General features: G+C 66.0%; 21 protein-coding genes. 11 read left to right on the top strand and 10 right to left on the bottom strand.

Going from position 1 to position 22916, the window contains the following annotated elements; translation table 11 throughout:
* Together ADE01S_RS10325 and ADE01S_RS10320 are read left to right on the top strand one after the other, a co-directional pair.
* Complete coding sequence (locus ADE01S_RS10325; protein WP_062681597.1) at positions 1 to 831, top strand: ABC transporter ATP-binding protein; 831 nt, start codon at positions 1 to 3, stop codon at positions 829 to 831.
* A gap of 9 nt (positions 832 to 840) precedes the next feature.
* Entirely contained in the window at positions 841 to 1725 is an 885-nt protein-coding gene (locus ADE01S_RS10320) for an ABC transporter permease (RefSeq protein ID WP_062681596.1), read from the top strand.
* Between the two features lie 111 nt (positions 1726 to 1836).
* Here ADE01S_RS10320 and ADE01S_RS10315 read toward each other — a convergent pair whose 3' ends face one another.
* The 5 genes from ADE01S_RS10315 to rpmH all read right to left on the bottom strand — a co-directional run bounded on the left by ADE01S_RS10315 (position 1837) and on the right by rpmH (position 6119).
* Complete coding sequence (locus ADE01S_RS10315) at positions 1837 to 3282, bottom strand: catalase (protein WP_062681595.1); 1446 nt, start codon at positions 3280 to 3282, stop codon at positions 1837 to 1839.
* Between the two features lie 263 nt (positions 3283 to 3545).
* Entirely contained in the window at positions 3546 to 5225 is a 1680-nt protein-coding gene (gene yidC / locus ADE01S_RS10310) for a membrane protein insertase YidC (protein ID WP_062681594.1), read from the bottom strand.
* A 48-nt stretch (positions 5226 to 5273) separates the two neighbouring features.
* On the bottom strand, positions 5274 to 5567 hold the full coding sequence (yidD, locus tag ADE01S_RS31220) for a membrane protein insertion efficiency factor YidD (RefSeq protein WP_075873191.1): 294 nt from the start codon (positions 5565 to 5567) through the stop codon (positions 5274 to 5276).
* Positions 5564 to 5935, bottom strand: a complete 372-nt coding sequence (locus tag ADE01S_RS10305; RefSeq protein ID WP_062681593.1) for a ribonuclease P protein component — start codon at positions 5933 to 5935, stop codon at positions 5564 to 5566. Before ADE01S_RS10305 ends, yidD begins: the two co-directional genes overlap by 4 nt.
* Before the next feature lie 49 nt (positions 5936 to 5984).
* Positions 5985 to 6119: a 50S ribosomal protein L34 gene (gene rpmH, locus ADE01S_RS31215; RefSeq protein ID WP_006228069.1), complete on the bottom strand. Its 135-nt coding sequence runs from the start codon at positions 6117 to 6119 to the stop codon at positions 5985 to 5987.
* A gap of 428 nt (positions 6120 to 6547) precedes the next feature.
* Between rpmH and dnaA the strand changes: the two genes are divergently transcribed.
* The 7 genes from dnaA (at position 6548) to ADE01S_RS10270 (ending at position 16030) form a co-directional block, all read left to right on the top strand.
* Entirely contained in the window at positions 6548 to 8011 is a 1464-nt protein-coding gene (gene dnaA / locus ADE01S_RS10300; protein WP_062681592.1) for a chromosomal replication initiator protein DnaA, read from the top strand.
* A 2-nt stretch (positions 8012 to 8013) separates the two neighbouring features.
* Positions 8014 to 9123, top strand: coding sequence for a DNA polymerase III subunit beta (gene dnaN / locus ADE01S_RS10295; protein WP_054455945.1), 1110 nt, complete (start codon positions 8014 to 8016; stop codon positions 9121 to 9123).
* 97 nt (positions 9124 to 9220) lie between these two features.
* The gene (gene gyrB, locus ADE01S_RS10290; RefSeq protein WP_062681591.1) at positions 9221 to 11668 is read left to right on the top strand and encodes a DNA topoisomerase (ATP-hydrolyzing) subunit B; all 2448 of its coding nucleotides are present in this window, start codon (positions 9221 to 9223) and stop codon (positions 11666 to 11668) included.
* A gap of 222 nt (positions 11669 to 11890) precedes the next feature.
* Positions 11891 to 12742: an ABC transporter substrate-binding protein gene (locus ADE01S_RS10285; protein WP_082775754.1), complete on the top strand. Its 852-nt coding sequence runs from the start codon at positions 11891 to 11893 to the stop codon at positions 12740 to 12742.
* Between the two features lie 21 nt (positions 12743 to 12763).
* Positions 12764 to 14272 (top strand): amino acid ABC transporter permease/ATP-binding protein, encoded by a 1509-nt coding sequence (locus tag ADE01S_RS10280; RefSeq protein WP_062681590.1) that lies wholly within the window; start codon positions 12764 to 12766, stop codon positions 14270 to 14272.
* Positions 14256 to 15605, top strand: coding sequence for an amidase (locus tag ADE01S_RS10275; protein ID WP_087881324.1), 1350 nt, complete (start codon positions 14256 to 14258; stop codon positions 15603 to 15605). The genes ADE01S_RS10280 and ADE01S_RS10275 overlap by 17 nt, the downstream gene beginning before the upstream one ends.
* 29 nt (positions 15606 to 15634) lie before the next feature.
* Complete coding sequence (locus ADE01S_RS10270; RefSeq protein ID WP_062681589.1) at positions 15635 to 16030, top strand: ectoine synthase; 396 nt, start codon at positions 15635 to 15637, stop codon at positions 16028 to 16030.
* A 44-nt stretch (positions 16031 to 16074) separates the two neighbouring features.
* On the opposite strand, the gene ADE01S_RS10265 is transcribed toward ADE01S_RS10270, so the two are convergent.
* The 3 genes from ADE01S_RS10265 to ADE01S_RS10255 form a co-directional block, all read right to left on the bottom strand.
* Positions 16075 to 16749 (bottom strand): GntR family transcriptional regulator, encoded by a 675-nt coding sequence (locus ADE01S_RS10265; protein ID WP_062681588.1) that lies wholly within the window; start codon positions 16747 to 16749, stop codon positions 16075 to 16077.
* Positions 16750 to 16905: 156 nt separating this feature from the next.
* Positions 16906 to 17751, bottom strand: coding sequence for an urea carboxylase-associated family protein (locus tag ADE01S_RS10260; protein ID WP_062681587.1), 846 nt, complete (start codon positions 17749 to 17751; stop codon positions 16906 to 16908).
* Between the two features lie 94 nt (positions 17752 to 17845).
* On the bottom strand, positions 17846 to 18769 hold the full coding sequence (locus tag ADE01S_RS10255) for a LysR family transcriptional regulator (protein ID WP_062681586.1): 924 nt from the start codon (positions 18767 to 18769) through the stop codon (positions 17846 to 17848).
* A gap of 163 nt (positions 18770 to 18932) precedes the next feature.
* Between ADE01S_RS10255 and ADE01S_RS10250 the strand changes: the two genes are divergently transcribed.
* Together ADE01S_RS10250 and ADE01S_RS10245 are read left to right on the top strand one after the other, a co-directional pair.
* Positions 18933 to 19415 carry a VOC family protein gene (locus ADE01S_RS10250; RefSeq protein WP_062681585.1) on the top strand — a complete coding sequence of 161 codons (483 nt, stop codon included), beginning with the start codon at positions 18933 to 18935 and terminating at the stop codon, positions 19413 to 19415.
* 18 nt (positions 19416 to 19433) lie between these two features.
* A complete protein-coding gene (locus tag ADE01S_RS10245; RefSeq protein ID WP_062681584.1) occupies positions 19434 to 20102 on the top strand; it encodes a flavin reductase family protein in 669 nt (222 codons plus the stop codon).
* A gap of 59 nt (positions 20103 to 20161) precedes the next feature.
* On the opposite strand, the gene ADE01S_RS10240 is transcribed toward ADE01S_RS10245, so the two are convergent.
* Together ADE01S_RS10240 and ADE01S_RS10235 are read right to left on the bottom strand one after the other, a co-directional pair.
* Positions 20162 to 21532, bottom strand: a complete 1371-nt coding sequence (locus tag ADE01S_RS10240) for an FAD-dependent oxidoreductase (protein WP_062681583.1) — start codon at positions 21530 to 21532, stop codon at positions 20162 to 20164.
* A 49-nt stretch (positions 21533 to 21581) separates the two neighbouring features.
* Complete coding sequence (locus tag ADE01S_RS10235) at positions 21582 to 22904, bottom strand: MFS transporter (protein ID WP_198317986.1); 1323 nt, start codon at positions 22902 to 22904, stop codon at positions 21582 to 21584.
* Positions 22905 to 22916: the final 12 nt, after the last annotated feature.

The following is a 22916-nucleotide window of genomic DNA, read 5'->3' as shown; positions in this document are numbered from 1 at the left end:
ATGGCAAGGAGCGCCCCAGCCCCTGTGGATAACGTCGGAAAGGCCCCGCCTTTGCTGGCTGTGGATAAGGTGTCGATCGAATACAAGACGCGCGATCGGCGGGTGCGCGCCACGCATCGGGCAAGTTTCGAGGTGCACGAAGCGGAACGTTCCATCCTGCTCGGCGCGTCCGGCTGCGGCAAATCCACGCTGCTCAAGGCGATCGCGGGCTTTATCGAACCCACCGAGGGGCGCATCGAGATCGACGGAAACCCCGTGCGCGGCCCCGGGCCCGACCGCATCGTGGTGTTCCAGGAATTCGACCAGTTGCCGCCGTGGAAGACGCTGCGCCAGAACGTGGCCTTTCCCCTGCTGGCCTCGCGCAAGCTGGGCCGGCGCGAGGCCGACGAACGCGCGATGCACTATCTGGACAAGGTGGGGCTGTCCGCGTTCGCCGACGCCTATCCGCATACGCTGTCCGGCGGCATGAAGCAGCGCGTGGCCATCGCCCGCGCCCTGGCCATGCAGCCGCGCGTGTTGCTGATGGACGAGCCCTTCGCCGCGCTCGACGCGCTGACGCGCCGGCGCATGCAGGAAGAACTGATGGCGCTGTGGGAAGAAGTGCGCTTCACGCTGCTGTTCGTCACGCACTCCATCGAGGAAGCCCTGGTGCTGGGCAGCCGGGTGTTGCTGTTGTCGCCGCACCCAGGACGCGTGCGGGCCGAATTGAACGCGCATGCCTTCGGCCTGCACAGCCAGGGTTCCGCGGCCTTCCAGTCGGCCGCCAGGCGCATCCACGATCTATTGTTCGAGCCGGTCCCGCAAGCGCGCGAGGAACTGGCCGCAGCCTGAGGGAGCACGATGAGCAATGCCCATGCGGGGCCGGTTGCGGTCCCGGTTCGACCCGAGATCGAATACGCGCTGCCGCCCTTGCCCGCGCAGGCGGCGGAAGCGCCCCTGCCCTGGCATGAACGCCTGTGGCAGCACGCCAGCCTGCGCAAGCTGATCATCCTGGCGCTGCTGGCAGGCCTTTGGGAACTGGCGGCGCGCTATACCGACAATGACCTGCTGTTGCCCGGCGCCGTGCAGACGGCGCAGGCTTTCGTCCAGGGCATCGCCAGCGGCGAACTGCCGGCGCGCGCATGGCAATCGCTGCGCGTGCTGGTGCAGGGCTACGCCGCCGGCGTGGCGCTGGCATTCGTGCTGACGACGCTGGCCGTGTCGACGCGCTTCGGGCGCGACCTGCTGTCGACGCTCACCGCCATGTTCAACCCGTTGCCCGCCATCGCGCTGCTGCCGCTCGCGCTGCTGTGGTTCGGCCTGGGCGAAGGCAGCCTGGTGTTCGTGCTGATCCATTCCGTGCTGTGGGCGCTGGCGTTGAACATGTATGCGGGCTTCCTGGGCGTGTCGGAGACCCTGCGCATGGCGGGGCGCAACTACGGCCTCGGGGGCCTGCGCTACGTCCTGCAGATCCTGGTGCCGGCGGCGCTGCCCGCCATCCTGGCCGGGCTGCGGATAGGCTGGGCGTTCGCCTGGCGCACCCTGATCGCGGCGGAGCTGGTGTTCGGCGCCTCCAGCGGCAAGGGCGGCCTGGGCTGGTACATCTTCCAGAACCGCAACGAGTTATACACAGACCGCGTGTTCGCGGGGCTGGCCGCCGTGGTGATCATCGGCCTGCTTGTGGAAAACCTGGGGTTCGATACGGTGGAGCGCCTGACGGTCAGGCGCTGGGGCATGCAGCGTTGACGCCGGAGGCGGCCGCCTAGCGCGGCGCGAGTCGCGGATCGCATCCTGAGGCGTCGCGAACAAAAAAAGGCGGCCCCGTTTCGGGCCGCCCCTTAGGCGCAGGCAGGAGGATTACAGCGTTAGCCCCAGCGCCTTGGCCACGCCGGCCGCGTAGGCCGGATCCGCCTTCCGGAAGTGCTCCAGCTGGCGGCGCTGGATTTCCTCGGGCACGCCCGCCATGTGGCGGCCGATGTTGCCGAACAGCAGCTCCTGCTGGGCCGGCGTCATCAGGCGGAACAAGGCGCCCGGCTGCGAGTAGTAGTCCTCGTCCACCCGATGGTTCCAGCGATCGGCGGCCTGGCCGTCCAGCGCCAGCGGCGGCTCGGCCGCGGACGGGGTTTCCTTCCATTCGCCGAAACTGTTGGGCTCGTAGTTCAGGGTGGCCCCGGCATTGCCGTCGACGCGCCCGGCGCCGTCGCGGTGGTAGCTGTGGAACGGGCAGCGCGGCGCGTTCACCGGGATCTGGTGGTGGTTGATGCCCAGGCGGTAGCGGTGCGTATCGCCATAGGAGAACAAGCGGCCCTGGAGCATCTTGTCCGGCGAGAAACCGATGCCGGGGACCACGTTGGCCGGCGTGAACGCGGCCTGCTCCACTTCGGCGAAGTAGTTTTCCGGGTTCTTGTTCAGCTCCAGCACCCCGACCTCGATCAGGGGGTAGTCGCCGTGCGGCCAGACCTTGGTCAGGTCGAAGGGGTTGATGTGGTAGGTGGCGGCTTCGGCCTCGGGCATGATCTGCACCTTCAGCGTCCACTTCGGGAAGTTGCCCTGTTCGATGTTGTTGAACAGGTCGCGCTGCGAGTTTTCACGGTCGTGCGCGACGATTTGCGCCGCTTCCTCGTCGGTCAGACAGGCGATGCCCTGCTGCGACTTGAAGTGGAATTTCACGTAGAAGCGTTCGCCGTCCTTGTTGATGAAGCTGAACGTGTGCGAGCCGAAGCCGTGCTGCTGGCGCAAGTTCGCCGGGATGCCGCGATCGCTCATCAAGGTGGTGACCTGGTGCAGCGACTCGGGGTTGAGCGACCAGAAGTCCCAGGCGGCGGTGGCGCTGCGCAGGTTGGACTTGGGTTCGCGTTTCTGCGTGTGGATGAAATCCGGGAATTTCAGCGGGTCGCGGATGAAGAAGACGGGCGTGTTGTTGCCCACCAGATCCCAGTTGCCCTCGTCGGTGTAGAACTTGATGGCGAAGCCGCGCACGTCCCGTTCGGTGTCCGCCGCGCCGCGCTCGCCGGCCACGGTGGAGAAACGCAGGAACAGAGGGGTCTGCTTGCCTACCTGGGAAAAAATGCTGGCGCGGGTATAGCGCGAGATGTCATGGGTGACGGTGAAGGTGCCGTAGGCGCCCGAACCCTTCGCGTGCACCACGCGTTCGGGGATGCGTTCACGGTCGAAATGGGCCAGCTTTTCGATCAGCCAGAAGTCCTGCAACAGCGCCGGTCCGCGAGGACCCGCCGTCAGTGTGTTGTTGTTGTCTGCCACGGGCGCGCCTGAGGCGGTGGTCAGATGCTTTTTGTCGTTCATAGCACACTCCCTGTGTCGTTCCTGGAATGCGGGGCCTTCGGGGCCCGCGCCCAATCCTCGATCGCCCGGCATTGCCGGCCAGGCGCATCGCCAAGACATCATAGGTGGCTTGCTTTACATTGTGAAGTTGATTGATCTATAAAACTTGATTAAGAATAACTATCGGATACGTTGGACGCGTCAAGGGCCGGAAGCCGCCGGCGGCAGGGCGCGCGCATAAAAAAACCGGCCCATCGGGGCCGGTTCTTTTTTGCGGCGGGGAATCAGCGATTCGCCGCGGCTTCGGTCTTGCGCTGCATGGCCCGGGTGATGGACCACTGCTGGGCGATCGACAGGGTGTTGTTCACGCACCAGTACAGCACCAGGCCGGCTGGGAAGAAGAACATCATCCCGCCGAAGACCAGCGGCATGATCATCATGACCTTGGCCTGGACGGGGTCCGGGGGCGTCGGGTTCAGTTTGATCTGCAGGAACATGGTGGCCATCATGATGGCGGGCAGAATGAAGAACGGATCGCGGATCGACAGGTCATGCACCCACAGGATCCACGGCGCGCCGCGCATTTCCACGCTGGCCAGCAGCACCCAGTACAGCGAGATGAACACGGGGATCTGCACCACCATCGGCAGGCAGCCGCCCAGCGGGTTGATCTTCTCGGTCCGGTACATCTCCATCATGGCGGCGTTGAGCTTCTGCTTGTCGTCGCCGTACTTTTCCTTCAGGGCCTGCAGGCGCGGGGCAACCTGCTTCATGCGGGCCATGGAGCGGTAGCTGGCGGCGGCCAGGGGATAGAACACGGCCTTGATGAGCACGGTCAGCGCAACAATGGTCCAGCCCCAGTTGCCCAGCAGCGAATGCAGCCACGTCATCAGCTTGAACAGCGGCTTGGCGATGATGGTCAGCCAGCCGTAGTCGACGACCAGTTCCAGGCCCGGGGCGAGCGCCGCCATGGCCTTCTGGTCCTGCGGGCCGACCCACAGGTGCGAGTCGACGCGCGCGGCGGCGGCGGGAGCGACCTCGCCGACGGCTTCGATGCTGCGGGCGGCGTACAGGTTCTTCTGCACTTCCAGCAGCTCGTTGTTGCGCGGCTTGCCCTGCGGGGGCACCCAGGCGGTGGCGAAATAGTGCTGCACCACGGCGATCCAGCCGTTGTCCGCCTGCTTGATGTAGTTGGCCTTCTTCTTCTCGATGTCGCTGAAGGTGATCTTCTGGAACTTGTCCTGTTCCGAGTAGACGGCGAAACCGGTGAACGTGTGATAGAAGCTGGACGTGTCGGCCGGATCGTTGCCGTCGCGCTCAAGCTGCAGGTACAGCGCGGGCGTCACGGGGGCGGCGCCGACGTTGGCCAGGTCGTGGCGCACGTCGATGTCGTAGCGGCCGCGATGCAGGGTGAACGTCTTGGTGACCTTCATGCCGCCCGACTCGCTTTCGAACGCCACCACCAGGTCGTCGCCGGTCATCTGGCGATCCGAGGAGACGAAGCGGAAAGGCGTCTGGTGCGTGGGGAAGCTCTGGCCGTTGGGCGCGCCGACCACGCCGGTCTGCACCACGTAGTTCAGGCCGGCGGAGCGGTCCAGCAGCACCGTGGGCTTGTCCGGCTGGCCGGTCGCCGGGTACTTCAGCAGCTCGGCGCGCACCAGCTGGGCGCCCATCGTGTCGAACGTCAGGCGCAGCACGTCGGTCGTGATGACGATTTCTTCCGAGCGCGCGGCGGCGGGCGCGGCGGCGCCAGGCACGGCGGACGGCGTGGCCGTCACGGGAGCCGGGGAGTTGGGCACCGAGGGCGTCGCGTTGTTCGCGGCGGCCTGCGGTTCACTCGTGCTGGCCGTGGGCGTGGGGCCCCCGAACAGCGACGGCTTGCCGTTATGGATTTGCCAGTTGTTCCATAGGAGCAACAGCGAGAAGGAAAAAATCATCCAGAGGACGGTTCGTCGGATATCCATGGTGCCTACTGAAGTGAATACGGGCCAGCAAAGCCCGCCAGTTTAGCGTCAATCATGCTCGATGCGGTGGCTGTGGGAACAGCACTGGGTGCCATTGGTTCCCTTGGCCGGCGGAACCGGATCCAACCCGCCGGGCGACCACGGGTGGCAGCGCCCGATACGCCGGACCGCGAGCCAGAAGCCGCGCCAGGCGCCGTGGCGTTCGATCGCTTCGATCGCATACGCCGAGCAGGTAGGGGTAAAGCGGCATTGCCTGCCGATCCAGGGACTCAGAAAGAATCTGTAGAACCGGATCGGGGCAATGAGTAATGCAGCCCCCAGCTTTCGGCTACGCCCGCTCATCGCGCGATACGTCCAAAGTGAGCGTCCACTTCGGCCCTGACGCCGCGTTTGAGCGCGGTGAGCGTGGCGGGCGCGACCTTGCTATGCAGACGCACGACGTAATCCTTGGCCGGGAGGTCCAGGCGCCGGTGACGGAACGCTTCGCGGATGACCCGCTTGATGGCGTTGCGCGTGCTGGCGTGGGCGGCGAACCGCTTGGCGATCACCAGGCCCAGGCGGGCACAGGCGTCCTGGCCGGGGGGCAGATCATTGGGAGCGGCGCTCACAATGAAGAACGCCCCTCGGGCAAGACGCCGGCCTTTGAGGGCGGCGGCAAACTCGGAGGGGCGATGCAGCCGCGCCTCCGGGGGAAGCGTGGCGCGCGGCATGGACTGCGGGTCGGGCGTCAGGTCTCCGGGAAAACCGGAAGACAAGGACTTAGACGGCCAGACGCTTGCGGCCCTTGGCGCGGCGGGCGCTCAGGATGGCGCGGCCAGCGCGGGTTTTCATGCGCACGCGAAAGCCATGGGTGCGCTTGCGACGAGTAACGGAAGGTTGGTAGGTACGTTTCATGGACGATCCACAAAAAGAACAAAAGTCAGAAGGGACCTGCCCGGAGGGTTCCTGGTCGCGTATTCAGGTAGCGGGTATCTGGCGGGCATTTTTGCAACAGAGGCAAGAAACGACTCGCAGACGGGGCTCTGACCGGGAAAAACCCAGGCGACCGATAGAAGCTAGAACCGGGCGGTTGCCCTATGACAGTTGCGTGTAGCAGTTGCCATATCGCTGTGCCGATACAGGTGAAAACACCGTTATCAGGCGAGCGCGGCCGAGCTCTCTGTGAAACCTTCTGACAGACAGAATTCGGAAAAGCCCACCATTTCAGCAAGTTTTCCCTGTCTTGTCAAACAGTTAAGCTTGCGGCGCGCGGACACTTATGCCCTACCCTGTGGATAACCCCAGCCCAGGCAAGGTAGAATCGAGGTTTGAATAAGAGCGACATGAAAGAATTCTGGCAGACCTGCGTCAGTCGTCTTGAGCAGGAACTCCCCCCCCAACAAATCAGCGCGTGGATACGACCGCTGGTCCCGCTTGCGTATGACGAGACGCAGGCGGTGCTGCGCGTTGCCGCGCCCAACCGCTTCAAGCTGGATTGGGTGCGCAAGAACTTTTCCCACCAGATCGAAGCGTTGGCCGCGGAGTGGTTCGAGCGTCCGGTGCAGGTCCTGTTCGAGTTGCCTTCGCAGGGAACCGCGCCGCGCATGCCGGTTGCGCCCGTGCGCGCCGCGCAACCCGCGCAAACGTACCCGTCCGGCGGTTCCCCCTCAGGCGGCGCGCCACCGCCCGGACCCGCGGTAGCGCCGGCTCAGCCCGCTGCCGTGCCGGCGACGACGGTGGCCGCGCAAGCGGTGAACGCGGATGCCGCGAACATCGTGTACGAGCGTTCGCGCCTGAACACCGATCTCACGTTCGAGAATTTCGTTACCGGTAAGGCGAACCAGCTGGCGCGCGCCGCCGCGCTGCAGGTGGCCGAGAATCCGGGCACGTCCTACAACCCGCTGTTCCTGTACGGCGGCGTGGGCCTGGGCAAGACCCACCTGATCCACGCCATCGGCAACGCCATGGTGGCGGCGGGCACGGGGGTGCGCGTGCGCTACGTGCATGCCGACCAGTACGTGTCCGACGTGGTCAAGGCCTACCAGCGCAAGGCGTTCGACGATTTCAAGCGTTACTACCACTCGCTCGATCTGCTGCTGATCGACGATATCCAGTTCTTCTCCGGCAAGAACCGGACGCAGGAAGAGTTCTTCTATGCGTTCGAGGCGATGGTGGCCCAGCGCAAGCAGATCATCATCACCAGCGATACCTATCCGAAGGAACTGTCCGGCATCGACAGCCGGCTGATCTCGCGTTTCGATTCCGGCCTGACGGTCGCCATCGAGCCGCCGGAACTGGAGATGCGCGTGGCGATCCTGCTGCGCAAGGCGGAATCCGAAGGCGTGCCCATGCCCGAGGAAGTCGCGTTCTTCATCGCCAAGCATCTGCGCAGCAACGTGCGCGAGCTGGAGGGCGCGCTGCGCAAGGTCCTGGCCTACGCGCGCTTCCACGGCCGCGACGTGCTGACGGTGGATGTCTGCAAGGAAGCCCTGAAGGATCTGCTGTCCGTGTCCAACGGGCAGATCACCGTGGAGAACATCCAGAAAACGGTGGCGGACTTCTACAAGATCAAGGTGGCCGACATGTACTCGAAACGCCGGCCCGCCAATATCGCCTTGCCGCGTCAGGTCGCGATGTACCTGGCGAAGGAGCTGACCCAGAAAAGCCTGCCGGAAATCGGCGATCTGTTCGGTGGCCGTGATCACACCACCGTACTGCATGCCGTACGCAAGATTTCCGACGCCCGCGCCAAGCAAGCGGAGCTCAACCATACCCTGCACGTGTTGGAACAAACTCTAAAAGGATGAACATGCAACTCGTACAAACCACACGCGATGCATTGCTGAAACCGCTGTCGACTGTGGCGGGCATCGTCGAAAGACGCCATACCCTGCCCATCCTGGCGAACATCCTGATGCGCAAGGAAGGCAACAAGGTTGCCTTCATTGCGACCGACCTCGAAGTACAGATCACCACCCATGCCGACTTCGGCGTGGGCCAGGACAACGAGTCCACCACCGTCGCGGCGCGCAAGCTGCTGGACATCCTGAAGGCGCTGCCGGACACGGGCGACGTGCGCCTGGCGCTGGCCAGCAACAAGCTGTCGGTGCAGTCGGCCAAGAGCCGCTTCGCATTGCAGACGCTGGCCGCCAGCGAATTCCCCACCGTGGCCCAGCCCGAGCAGTGGGACGTATCGCTGACCATGCCGCAGCGCACGCTGCGCCACCTGTTCAACATGGTGCACTTCGCCATGGCTCAACAGGACATCCGCTATTACCTGAACGGCATGCTGCTGGTGTTCGAGCCGGGCCGCGTGCGAGCGGTCGCCACCGACGGCCACCGCCTGGCGCACTGCTCCACCGAGGCCGACGGCATCAGCGAACGCCACGAAGTGATCGTGCCGCGCAAGACTGTGCTGGAAATGCAGCGCCTGCTGGAAGACTCCGACGAGCCCGTCTCCATCGACGTGGCGCCGGGCCAGATCCGCTTCCGCTTCGGCGACGTGGAGCTGGTGTCCAAGCTGGTCGAAGGCAAGTTCCCCGATTTCACCCGCGTGATCCCGACCAACTACACGCGCCACTTCCTGGTCGGCCGCGAAGCGCTCCAGGGCAGCCTGCAGCGCGCCGCCATCCTGACCACCGACAAGTTCAAGGGCGTGCGCCTGCAACTGGCGCAGAACCAGATGAAGATCTCGTCCTCTAACGCCGAACAGGAAGAGGCGCAGGAAGAAATCGACATCGATTACGGCCATGAAGCGCTGGACGTCGGCTTCAACGTCGGCTACCTGCTCGACGTGCTGTCGAACGTCAAGGTCGACAACATCCAGTGGTCGGTCATGCCCGATGCCAACGCGTCGGCGCTCATCACCCTGCCCGAAGACGACCAGTTCAAGTACGTCGTCATGCCCATGCGGATTTGATCCGCGCGCCTATCGTGGGTTTGTGCCGCTTGCGGGCCTGAGGGCTCGCGGGCGGTCCGGCCGCCAGGCCGTTCTTTAAAGCGTTATCGATACAGACATGTCAGATCAGCAGAACACCACTCCCGAGAACAGCGGCTACGGCGCTGACTCGATCAAGATGCTCAAGGGGCTGGAGGCCGTGCGCAAGCGCCCCGGCATGTACATCGGCGACACGTCCGACGGTACCGGCTTGCACCACATGGTGTTCGAAGTCGTCGACAATGCCATCGACGAAGCCCTGGCCGGCTATTGCGACGACATCGTCGTCACGATCCACACCGACAATTCGATTTCCGTCACCGACAACGGCCGCGGGATTCCCACCGACATCCACAAGGACGACGAATTCCACCGCAGCGCGGCCGAAATCGTCATGACTGAGCTGCATGCCGGCGGCAAGTTCGACCAGAACTCCTACAAGGTGTCCGGCGGCCTGCACGGCGTGGGCGTGTCTTGCGTGAACGCGCTGTCGGAATGGCTGCGGCTGACCATCCGCCGCAACGGCCAGGTGCACCAGATGGAGTTTCGCCAGGGCGAGCGCGTCGCGCCCCTGGCCGTGACCGGCACGACCGACAAGCGCGGCACCGAAGTGCGCTTCCTGGCCGACCCGATCATCTTCACCAACATCGAGTACCACTACGAGATCCTCTCGAAGCGCCTGCGCGAACTGTCGTTCCTGAACAATGGCGTGAAGATCCGCCTGATCGACCAGCGCCAGGGCAAGGAAGAGAACTTCGCGTTCTCGGGCGGCGTGAAGGGCTTCGTCGAATACATCAACCGCAGCAAGACCGTGCTGCACCCGAACGTGTTCTCGGTGTCTACCGAGTCCTCGGCGGGCGGCGTGCCGGTCGGCGTGGAAGTGGCGATGCAGTGGAACGACAGCTACAGCGAAAGCGTGCTGTGCTTCACCAACAACATCCCGCAGCGCGACGGCGGCTCGCACCTGACCGGCCTGCGCGCGGCGATGACCCGCATCATCAACAAGTACATCACCGACAACGAGCTGGCCAAGAAGGCCAAGGTCGAGACGTCCGGCGACGACATGCGCGAAGGCCTGGCCTGCGTGCTGTCGGTGAAGGTGCCCGAGCCCAAGTTCAGCAGCCAGACCAAGGACAAGCTGGTCTCCAGCGAAGTGCGCCCGGCGGTGGAAGAAGCCGTGGCCCGCACCCTGGAAACCTGGCTGCTGGAACATCCGAACGACGCCAAGGCGCTGTGCGGCAAGATCGTCGAAGCCGCCCGCGCGCGCGAAGCCGCGCGCAAGGCGCGCGAGATGACGCGTCGCAAGAGCGTGCTGGAAGGCGCCGGCCTGCCCGGCAAACTCGCCGACTGCCAGGAGAAGGATCCGGCGCTGTGCGAGCTGTACATCGTCGAGGGCGACTCCGCAGGCGGCTCGGCCAAGCAGGGCCGCGACCGCAAGTTCCAGGCCATCCTGCCGCTGCGCGGCAAGGTGCTGAACGTCGAGAAGGCGCGCTTCGACCGCCTGATCGCCAGCGAACAGATCGCCACGCTGATCACGGCGCTGGGCACCAGCATCGGCCCCGATTTCAACGTGGACAAGCTGCGCTACCACCGCCTCATCATCATGACCGACGCGGACGTGGACGGCGCGCACATCCGCACCCTGCTGCTGACGCTGCTGTACCGCCAGATGCCCGAGCTGGTGCAGCGCGGCTACGTCTACATCGCCCAGCCGCCGCTGTACAAAGTGAAGGTCGGCCGTGAAGAGCGCTACCTGAAGGACGACCAGGAAGAAGCGCAGTTCATGCTGTCGCTGGCGCTGAAGGAAGCCGAGATCATTTCGGGCGGCAACATCATCCGCGGCGACGAGCTGAACGAACTGGCCCGCCAGTACGTGGCCGCCGATGCCGTCATCGCCCGCCTGTCGCGCGTATTCGACACGGCTGCCCTGTCGGCCATGGCCGAAGGCGTGGAGATCAACCTGGAAACGGCCGAATCCACCGCCGACTCCGCCCGCCGCCTGGCCGACGCCATGCGCGACCCGGTCAGTGGCAACGGCGTGGAAGTGGTGGCGCAGTTCGACGAAGCCACCGAGCGTCACCGCCTGTCGGTGCAGCGCATGCACCACGGCAACGTGCGCGTGAGCCTCATCGACGCGGACTTCGTGAACGGCTCGGACTACGCCATCCTGTCCAAGGCCGCGAAGAGTTTCTCCGGCAAGGTGGGCCCGCGCTCGCTGGTCGCCCGCGGCGAAGGCGAAAAGCGCAAGGAACAAACCGTGTCCGACTTCCGCGAAGCCATGCAGTGGCTGCGCAGCGAAGCCGATCGCGGCATTTCCAAGCAGCGCTACAAGGGCCTGGGCGAAATGAACCCGGACCAGCTGTGGGAAACCACGATGGACCCGAAGGTGCGCCGCCTGCTGCGCGTGCAGATCGAGGACGCCATCGCGGCCGACGAAGTCTTCACCACGCTGATGGGCGACGACGTGGAACCGCGCCGCAACTTCATCGAAACGCACGCGCTGTCGGCGGGGAATATCGACGCGTAAGCGCCGTTTCGCCGCCCCTCCGCGCACAAGGCCGGCCCCGTTTTGGGGCCGGCCTTTTTCTTTGCCGCGCCCCAATCCGCTAGGGAAAGTACCCATATCCGCTGCTTCCCCATTGCCGCAGAATCGCAAAAATTGTTCAACAATTCTGGTGCGGGAAATGCCTCCCGGCGTTGCGCAGGTCCAGTCTTGCCGCGGGTTCCAGGGCGTTCAATAGGGGAAATCATGTCCACTACGATTCTGGCGGCATCGCGGCGCGGGGCCGCGCGCGCACTGGCCGCTTTCATGTTGTGCGCAGCCTCTTCGCTGGTCCACGCTGCCTCCACCATCAAGGCCGACAGCCTGACGGTGGGCTCGGATCTCACCTATCCGCCCTATGCCTACCTGGAATCCGGCAAGCCCGCCGGCTTCGACGCGGACTTCTCCCGGTTGCTGGCCTCCAAGCTGTCGCTGAAGCCGGTGTTCGTCGACACGCGCTTTCCCGACCTGATCCTGGGCATGCGCGCGCATCGCTTCGACGCGGTGGCGTCCGCCCTGTACGTGACGCCGGAGCGCACCAAGCTGATCGACTTCATTCCCTACCTCAAGACCGGCGCCTCGCTGGTGGTGCTGTCCGCCAGTTCGTACGCGCCGGCCGGCCCGGAGGCCCTGTGCGGCAAACGGGTGGCCTCGATCAAGGGCGCGTCCTGGACGCCGAAGCTGCAGAAGGTATCGCGCGAGACCTGCCAAGCCAAGGGACAGGGCGAAATCAAGGTGCTGGAGTTCCCGACTTCCCCCGAGGCGATGATGGCGCTGCGCTCGCAAGCGGCCGACGCGATGATCGAGGATGCCGCGGTGGTGCACGGCATGCTGGCGCAGTCGAAGGACGGCCTGAAGGTGAGCTCCACCGCCCTGCTCTATCCCATCGTGATCGGGCTGGGGATCAACAAGGAGTCCAAGGACCTCCAGGGAGCGTTGAACGGCGCGCTGCAGCGCGCCCGCGAGAGCGGCGAATACCAGGCGCTGCTGGCCCGCTACGGACTGGAGGAGCCGACCGCGGCCGAAATCCAGGCCGCCTTGACCGGCCCGGCCCGCTAACGCCGAGACGGAAGCAGCAACATGCATTTCGATTGGGATTACGCCGTCAGCCTGCTGTGGGACACCGACTTCTGGAAGGCGTGCTGGGTGGTGGTGAAGCTGAGCACGGCGACGTGGGTGGTAGGCGTGGCGGCGGGCTTCCTGCTGGCGCTGGGAAAGCAGGCGAAGAATCCCGTCGTGAGCCGGCTGGCGGGGCTGTACATCTGGTTCTTCCGCAGCCTGCCCCTGCTGGTGCTGCTGGTGTTCATCTATAACCTGCCGCAGGTCTTTCCCGCGGCGGGCGCCCTGCTGTCCGACCCGTTCTATGCCGGCCTGACCGCGCTGGTCGTGAGCGAAACCGCCTTCATCGCCGAGATACATCGCGGCGGCATCCTCGGCGTGCCGCGCGGGCAGGTCGAGGCCGGACGCGCGCTGGGCATCCGCTATGCCGGCATCCAGCGGATGATCGTGATCCCGCAGGCGCTGCGCATCGCGCTGCCGGCGCTCAGCAACGAGTTCATCACGATCGCCAAGCTGACGTCGCTGGTATCGGTGATTTCGCTGGCCGAGATCCTGCTGGTGGGGCAGCGGCTGTACACGCAGAACTTCCTGGTCTTCGAGACCATGTTGGCGGTGGCGCTGTACTACGTGCTGATCGTGACGCTGTTCGACAAGCTGCTGGGCTGGCTGGAGTCGCACATGAACATCCTGCGGCGCGCGCCGAAGCCGCTGGCGTTGGACGAACAGGTGCGGCGCGAGCTGCGGGAGGGAGAGTCCCGGCCCGCGCGCACGGCCGTCGACGATGCGCCCGCGCTCGAAGTGAGGCAGGCGCGCAAGTCCTTCGGCGACCATGAGGTGCTCAAGGGCATCGACCTGATCGTGCAGACCGGCGAAGTCATCAGCATCATCGGCCCGTCCGGCTCGGGCAAGACGTCCCTGATACGGACCCTGAACGGCCTGGAAACGCTGGACGGCGGCGAGGTGCTGCTGCATGGCAAGCCGTTCCTGGGATCGCCGGGCGCGGGCGCGCAGAACGGTCCAGGCGAGCGCATCCTCGACATCGGCATGGTGTTCCAGAGCTTCAACCTGTTCCCGCACAAGACGGTGCTGCAGAACGTCATGCTGGCGCCGGCCTACCACCGGCGCGGCAGCGGCGATGCGCCGCGGCGCGAAGCGCTGGTGCTGCTCAACAAGGTCGGCATGCTGGACCACGCGCACAAGTATCCGCACCAGCTCTCAGGCGGCCAGCAGCAGCGGGTGGCGATCGCCCGCGCCCTGGCGATGCGGCCGTCCATCATGCTGTTCGACGAACCCACGTCGGCGCTGGATCCGGAACTGGTGGCCGAGGTGCTGAAGGTGGTCGAAACGCTGGCGCGCGAGGGCATGACGATGTTGATCGTGACGCACGAGATGGGCTTCGCGTTCAAGGTGTCGGACCGGGTGGTGTTCATGGAGGCCGGCCGCGTGCTGCTCGACGCGCCGCCGGCCGAGGTGTTGGGCAGCGCGGATCCGCGCGTGAAGGATTTCCTGAGCCATGTCCATGTCTCCTGACGAGTTCGGCCTGTCGTCGAAGGCGGTATCGGCGTGCCTGGATCGGATCGAAGCGGAACCCGCCGCCGCCGCGCTGGCGCTGCTGGCGCGCCGCGATGAGGGCGCGCTCGCCGAGGCGCGCGCACGCGACGCGTTGCGGCGGTTGGCGCCCGGCAGGGAGCCGCTGGCCGGCATGGTGCTGGGGGTGAAAGCCTGTTTCGACGTGCGCGGATGGACGACGCACGCGGGGTCGCGTGTGCTGGCCGATGCGCCGGCCGCGGCCGAGGATGCGCCGCTAGTGCGCGCTTTGCGGCAAGCGGGCGCCGTGCTGCTGGCGCAGAACAACATGACCGAGTTCGCCTATGGCGCCCTGGGCTTGAACGCCACTTACGGCACGCCCCTGTCTCCCCGCATGGCCGACACGCCGCGCGTGGCCGGCGGATCCACCAGCGGCGGCGCCGTCGCGGTGGCGCTGGGCATGGCGGACCTCGCGCTGGCGTCGGATACCAGCGGCTCCGCGCGCATTCCGGCGGCCTTCTGCGGCGTCGCGGGGTTCAAGCCCTCGCGACGCCGCTATCACGACGCGGGCATGATGTATCTGTCGCCGAGCTTCGACGTGCCGGGCGTCATCGCCACCGATGCCGCGCAATGCCTGCGTGTGGATAAGGCGCTGGTGCCCGGGGAGGCTCGCGCCGCGGCGCCCGCCGCTTGCGGCGCGGCGCCTCTGGCGAGCCGGATTTTCGTGGTGCCTGATCATGTCGAGGACCAGCTGGACGCCGAGGTGCGGCGCGCATTCTCGGCGTGGCTGGAGCGACTGATGGATGCGGGCGCGGTGCTGCGCCGCGTGGCGATGCCCTGCGTGGCACAGGCCGGCGCCGTGGCGCGCGACGGCGGCATCATCGCGGCCGAGGCCTACATGCTGCACGCGACGCGCCTGGCGGCCGACGCGGACCGCTACGACCCGCGCGTGGGGCCACGCATGCTGCTGGGCGCGCAAGTGCCGGCGCATACCTACCTTTCCGCGCAGCGCAGGCTCGCGGAACTGGGCCGGGAATACGACGCGCTGATGGCGGGCGCCGATGCGGTGCTGACGCCCACGGTGCCCATGCTGCCGCCGCCGGTGGCCCTGCTGGAAGACAAGGACAGGTATCTGCGCGAAAACGCCCGGGCATTCAGCCTGGCGGAGTTCGCGAACCGCCTGGACCTGCCCAGCATTTCGCTGCCGGGCGATCCCGCCGACCGCAAGGCGGTGGGTCTGATGGCGACCGGGCTGCGCGGCGGCGACCGGGCCTTGCTGCTTGCCGCCACGCGCATCGAAGAAGCGCTGGGATCGGCGACGCGCCGCCGGAATTGATTTCTCCACTCCCTTGCGGATCTGCATCCATGATAGTTATCCACAGCGACGAATTGACCGACACCGAACGCCACGCCCGGGGACCGGGCTGGGAAAGCAAGCGCATCATCGTCAAGCGCGACGGCATCGGCTACTCCGTGCACGAAACCCGCGTCTTCGAAGGCGCCGAACTGCACCTGCACTACAAGCATCACTACGAAGCGAACTACTGCATGGAAGGCGAGGGAGAAGTCGAGGACGTGGCGACCGGCACGGTGTATCCCATCACGCCGGGCACCCTGTACGCGCTGGACAAGAACGACCAGCACGTGCTGCGCGCCCTGAAGGGGGATCTGCGGCTGGTATGCGTGTTCAATCCGCCCTTGAGCGGGCAGGAAACCCATCGCGAGGACGGCAGCTACGCGGAGCCGGAAGCGCGCGCGTAGGCGCGCAACGAAGGTAGCCGGGCACGCGCCCGGCCGGCCTTATCTTATTTTCCCTGTTGCTTCAGGCGCGTCAGGACGGCCATCAGCGTGCGTTCCGAATCGTCCAGGTAGTCCGTCAGCGCTTGCGCGGCCAGGTCGCGGCGGCCTTCCACGAGCAGGCCGTGGATATGCCGCTCGCGTTCGATCCAGTCCGGCGTCTGGATGCGGCTTTCATCGACTTCGGACGCGAATACCAGGCGCAGCTGCGCGCACAGCGTAAGGAAGAACTCATCGAGCAGCCGGCTGCCCAGTTGCGCGACGATATGCTGGTGAACCTGCAGGCTCAGCGTGCCGACGTTGCGCCATTGTCTTTTCGACAGCGCGCGCTCGGCCGCGTTGATGGCGGTGTGCATCTTGTCGAGCAAGGCCGGCTGCAACGGCAGCCCGCCGGCGATGGCCTGCAGTTCCAGCGCGCGGCGCGCGGCGTAGATCTCGCGCAGGTCCTTGCGCTCCATGCGGCGCACCACCACGCCCTTGTGGCGGATGAACGTGGCCAGCCCTTCGCGGCCGAGTTGGTGCAGGACCTCGCGGATGGTGTTGCGCGAAGCGCCGTAGTCCGCCGCCAGGTCGACCTCGACCAGTTGCGTGCCGGGCGGCAGCTTCCCCTCCATGATGTCATCGCGCAGCTGGTGGCTGATGCGTTCGGCGATCGAGATTCCGCTGTCGCGTTCGGCGGGCATGATGGCAAGGCTCCTGTAGAAAAGCGCCGCGGTTTGGCCACGGCGCTCGTTTATTCCGCTGCGCCGCCCCGAGGTGAAACGGCCCCCTTCGGGGGGGGGGGCTGCAAGCCGAGGGCGCGGCGTGTGGGGGGGCAATTCTCTCGCTTTTTTTCCCTTTTACTTCCACTCGACCTTTTCAGGGTGCAGTCCGTGGACGCCCTTATACGGTGAAACCTCGGGCGGTGTCCAGCCTTGCAGCAGCGCGGGATCCAGCGCATAGACCTCCACGCCCAGCGGACGGCAGACGTCGATGGGATCGCGCGCCTCGGGGCCCCACATGGGCACGGACAGGTCGCCGCCCGGGCAGGTGGAAAGCGCGCACAGCAGGTCCATTTCGGCGAAGAACTCCAGGTAGTCGCCCGGCTTGGCGGGGCAGGCTTTCATGAAGTACTTGTCGTCGTCGTTCAGGCCGGTGACCTGGAACACGTTGAGCACGTCGTGCACGTCGAATTCGGTGAGGCCGTGGGGCGCCACCGCGCGGGTCAGGTTGGAGTGGCAGTGGAAGTGGAAATCCTCGCCGCTGAGCAGCTTGTTCACGTAGGGGTCGCAACGCGTGCCGAGCAGATCGTGGACGCGGCCGCCGTCGCTGTCGATGCCGTAGCCGGCGAGCGTGTCGTCGGTGATGGTGGCCATGGGCCGCAGGTACGGCAGCGTGGACCAGAGGCGGTCGTGCGTGCTGACGTGCGCCTGTTGCAGCTGGCGCGTGCGCGAGGCCCACATACGTTCGCGCGGATTGTGCAGGTTCCACATGTTGAAGTCCGCGACCTGGGGGCCTTCCAGGGTCACGATGCGGAACACGTGGCCGGCGGGGACCTTCCAGGCGAAGCCGCTGCGGATGGGAACGACGTGGGATTCGACGAGCTTGCGTTGCGTCGGGTCGGCGACGAGCGTGCGGTAGAAGTCCCGGTCCACATTCAATACCGAACCCTTGCCTACCTGGTACGCCGCGGGGTAATTCGACATGGTCTGCCTCCTGATCCGATCCTGGATTTCATGCCAGGATTGTTGAACAATCACGAGGCAGTATACAGGAGCCGGGCGGGGCGGAACGCCATTTTTAAAGGGGTTGCGCGGCGGCTTCGGAAGCGCCGCAAACCTGCTTGATCGTTTGGCGCAGCCAGCGGTGCGCGAGGTCGCTGTCCAGGCGCGGCGGCCAGGCCTGCACGACGGTGACCGGGGTCACGGGCACGGGAACCGGGAACGCGCGCAGCTTCAGGCCCAGCCGCTCCACGCCGGGGATGAGATCCCGCGGCATGGACGGCAGGATCAGGTCGGAATCGGCGAGCGCGAAGATGGCGGCATGGAACGTGGGCGTGATGAGCGAGACGTGCCGCGCCAGGCCCAGCGCGGCCAGCGCCGCGTCGATGGGACCCTGCGCGCGGCCGCGCCGCGACACGCTGATATGGTCGTAGGCCGCGAAGCGCCGCGGCGTGATGTCTTCGTCGAAGATGGGATGTCCGGCACGCGCCAGCCCGCAGAAGGTGGTGGTGAACAGGCTCTGCACCTTGATGTCGGCGCCGAACTTCTGCGACGAGCCGATGTAGAGATCGACCTTGCCGTCCAGGGCATCGCCATCGTCTTCGCCCTCCGATACGAAGCGCAGCACGGCGCGCGGCGCATGGCGGCGCAGGTGCTCGCGCAGGCGGCCGCCGTAGCCGCCCACGAAGACGTCGTTGGCGCGCAGCGTGAACACGCGATCGAGGGTGGCCAGGTCGATGTCCTGGCTGAATTCGGTGAACACGGCTTGCGCCTGTTCCACCACGTTCTTCACCCGGGCGTGCAGGTCCAGCGCCCGCGGCGTGGGCGCAAGCCCGCGCCCCGACCGCACCAGGACGGGGTCCCCCACCGCGCGCCGGATGCGGGCCAGGCTGCGGCTCACGGCGGGCGTGCTGAGGTTGAGCCGGCGGGCGGCGCCCGCGACGCTGCCTTCCTGAATCAGCACGTCCAGAGTCAGCAGCAGATTGAGGTCTAGCGATTTCATGCGGCCTAGCATAGCGCGGGGGCGCGGGCGGCCCCGGCCCGGGAGTTGCCTGCCGCGCAATTCTGGATTGCGCCCGGCGGCATTCCCCGGCGCCCGGACGCGGGCCACCATGCAGGCTTCGGCGGCGCGTGGGCGCCTGCCGGACGAGAATCGAGGAGAAAAAATGGCACTGGATGTTCTGGAGCTGCATCATCACGCGGTGCGCATGCCGCTGGACAAAGTCGCGGCCATGGGCGCGTTCTACGGGAACGTGCTGGGGCTGGACACCGACAAGGGGCGCTGGGAGATTCCCGGCATCGCCGGATACTTCCTGGACATGGGCAACGATTGCCAGATCCACCTGCTGGGCAGCGATGGTCCTTCGCCCTATTCGCAGGGCCCGGGCCGAGATCCTGTGGAAAACCACGTGGCGCTGGCCGTGCGCGATATCGCGGAGGCCGAAGCCGAGCTGCGGCGCCTGGGCGTGGAACACTGGAAGCTGGACAACGTGGCGGCGCCCGAACTGATGCAGCTGTTCCTGCGCGACCCGGTGGGCAACCTGATCGAGCTGCACCAGATCGGCCGCTGCCGCTGCAAGCGCAGCGACCGCGCGTTCGCCGACGCCAAGGCCGCCGAGGGGGCCGCGCCCACGCGGGCGCAGGATTGAAGCGGCGGGAGACTGGCCATGTTCATCGACCTGAATGACCTGCAGGGTCCGGCCCGCTACAAGCTGCTGACCGCTGCGGTCGTGCCGCGGCCCATTGCCTGGATCGTGTCGCGCGACGACCAGGGCGCGACGAACGTGGCGCCCTTTTCGTTCTTCAACGTGATGTCCGGCGACCCGCCGCTGATCTGCGTGGGCATCGGCGTGCGCGGCGACGCGCCCAAGGACACGGCGCGCAATATCGCCGAACGCGGCGAATTCACGGTAAGCCTGGTGTCGGCGCCGCTGGCCGCCCGCATGAACGTGACGGCGGTGGACTTTCCGGCCGGCGTGGATGAGTCGCTGGAGGCCGGACTGGTCCTGTCGCCGTCCCGGCGTATCGGCGTGCCGTGGGTGGCGCAGTCGCCGGTGGCATTCGAATGCCGCGTGCATGAACTCATACGCATCGATCGCCGCAGCCTGGTGGTGGCCGGCGTGGTGGCCATGCACGTGCGCGACGACGTGGTGGCCGACCGCGACAATCTGTACCTGGACGGCCCCGCCATGGATCTGCTCGCCCGACTGCACAACCCGGGCTGGTACTGCCGTCCGCAGGCGGCCTTCCAGATGCCCCAGTTGACGCTGGCGCAATGGGAGGCGCTGAAGCTGTCGGGCGAGGCCGACAGCTATCTGGAGCAGGATCTCGCGTGAGCGGGAACGCGCGTGTCCGCGCGCCGCTGGCGGCGGCGAAGAACGGCTCGTGGGCAAAGCTACAGCGCGCTGCCCAATTTCCGCATGGCCGCGCGAACTTCTTCGCCCGGGATGTCCCGGAATTGGCGGTCGGTGTCGAGGGATAGCACCGCGGCGACTGCGGCGGCGCGGCCGTATTCGAAGCACTGGGCGGTGACGCGGGCCGAAGCCAGCGCTTCGTGCTCGGCGCTGAGGCAGCGGCCGGCGACGATGATGTTTTCGCCGCGCTCCGGGACCAGCGCGAGATACGGGACTTCGTAGTAATCGTCCAGCAGCCAGTGGAGCTTCGGCCTTTCGCCCGCATGCAGTTCGATCGGCCACGGCACTTTGCAAATGCCGTCGTCCCGCTTGCGGCAGGACAGCACGTCGTCGTTGGTGAGTGTCTCCACGCCCACGATGCTGCGCGTCTGGCGCACGCCGACCTGCGTGCCGGTATTCATGACATAGCTGGCTTCGCATCCTGGAACGTTCTCCGCCAGGAAGGCGGCGTACTCGCGCACCTGGCGGCGGCCGGCGACTTCGGCTTCGGTAAAGTCTTCCGGATCGATAACGTTGAGCATGCGGCCGTCGCGCGCCGTCAGGCGGGTTGCGTTGACCAGCAGTTCACCCGGCCGGGTGGTCGGGAAGATCCAGATCTTCTTGCGCGGCAGGTCGTAGCGCTTGTCCGCGTCGGCCCGCGTGATGGCGTCGCTCACCTTCGGCGGATTGATGGTGTCCTCGCCCCAATACGCCAGAAAGCGCGGGACATCAACCTGGCCCAGCCTGAAGAACATGGTTGGATTCTGGATCCGGCCGTGATCGCCGAAGACGTAGCGGTAGCCCACGCGCGCGATCACGGCGGCATCGCCGGAGGCATCGATGATGCGTTTGGCCAGCACGACGGAACGTCCCGCCGCCGATTCGATGACCACGCCGGTGCACGCGCCATGCTGCACGATAACGCCGCTTACGCTGGTATGGAACAACGTCTTGGCGCCGCTTTCCTCGACCAAATCGTCGGCGGTTTCGCTCCACATCAACGGATCGTGCGTGACGGTCCAGGTCTTGCCATAGCGTTGCGGTCCCGTGACGCCGTTGCGGCGGGCCAGCGCGGCTCGAAAGCGTTCGGTAAATCCCTGCACGACCTGTTGCGGTGCGGGGTGGAGATCGCTCGCCAGGTACATGCCGCAAATGGTGCCGGACATACCGGCCACCGCCGCGCCGCCGAAGAAGCCGTATCGCTCGATCACCAGGGTGCGCTTGCCGTGCTCGGACGCCGTGGTGGCGGCAGCCACGCCGGCCGCGCCGCCGCCGACGACCAGCACATCCACCTCGGCCAGGACGGGCAGGTCCGGCACGGTGTCGTAGCGGCTTTCCAGGCGCCACGCCGGAAACTCATTGCTGTTGTCCATGCTGTCTCCTTCAAATGCGCGAGCCGCCGGAGCCGGCGGCGATGTCGCGTTAATCGATTTCTTTATGCACCGTTTCGGGTCCGAGCGCGAGGGCGATCAGCGTGAGGATTCCCATGGCTCCCATGTAGACGACAATGGGCCACCAGTGCTGATAATAGGTGTAGAGCGCGGTGGCGATGAAGGGGGCCAGCCCGCCCGCCAGCAAGGATCCCAGTTCGCGCGAGAAGGCGAAGCCCGCGAGGCGGAATTCGGTGTCGAAAAGTTCGGCGTACCACGCCGCCTGCGGAGAGAGCATGGCGGGGTAGGCTATGCCCAGGCCCACGGCGAATCCCAGGGCGACGGCCCAGAAGGCTTGCACGTCCAACAGCATGAAGAACGGCGCAAGCCAGAGCATCGAGAAAATGACGCCGGCCAGGTAGACCTTCTTGCGGCCGACACGATCGGACAGCGCGCCGTAGAAGGGGATGGTGACCAGCTGGATGGCCGACGCGATGATCACGGCCCACAAGGCCATCGACTTTTCCATTTTCAGCGTCGTCACCATGTACGACACGCAGAACACGGGATACAGGTAGGCAAAGCCGTTTTCGCCCATGCGCGAGCCGATGACGATGAAGAAGCTGCGCGGGTGGTGTTTGATGGCCGAGAGCAGGCCGATCTTCTTGAGTTGCTGGGACTGCTGTGCTTTTTCGAAGGCGGGAGGCTCTTCGATGTTGCGGCGGATCAGGTAGCCGACCAGTACGCACGCCGCGCCGAGCAGGAAGGGAATGCGCCACCCCCATGCCATGAATTGCTCTTCGCTGAGTACGTTCAGGAAGAAGAAGAACACGGCGTTGGCCAGCAGGGTCGCCGCGGCAAAGCCCAGAGGCGCCCACGCGCCCGCGGCCCCGCGCTTGCCTTTCTGGGCGTGCTCCACCGAGAGCACGACCGCGCCCGCATATTCTCCGCCGGCGCCGAAACCCTGGAGCAAACGCATGAGGACGAGCAGGATGGGCGCCCAGACGCCGATGCTGTCGTAACCCGGGAGCAGGCCGATGGCCGTGGTGGCGCCGCCCATCAGGAACAGCGTCAATACCAACACGGTCTTTCTGCCGACCTTGTCGCCCAGATAGCCGAGGAAAAGCCCGCCCAGCGGACGCGCGAGAAAGCCGACGGCATAGGTGGCGAAGGCGGCCAAGGTGCCGACCAGAGGATCGCTGTTCGGAAAGAAAACCTTGTTCAGTACGATGGCGGCCGCGGTGCCGTAGATGATGAAGTCATACCATTCCAATACCGTTCCGATGAACGCCGCCAGACCCGCTTTTCTGGACTTCTGTGCCTCTGTCTGTGTGGACATGATGGGCTGTCTCCGTGTGTCGTTGTTCTGATGCATCCTGCGACGGGC

Source organism: Achromobacter denitrificans NBRC 15125, assembly GCF_001571365.1.
Taxonomy (GTDB): Bacteria; Pseudomonadota; Gammaproteobacteria; order Burkholderiales; family Burkholderiaceae_B; genus Achromobacter; species Achromobacter denitrificans.
This window is presented reverse-complemented; position numbering and strand designations above follow the sequence as displayed.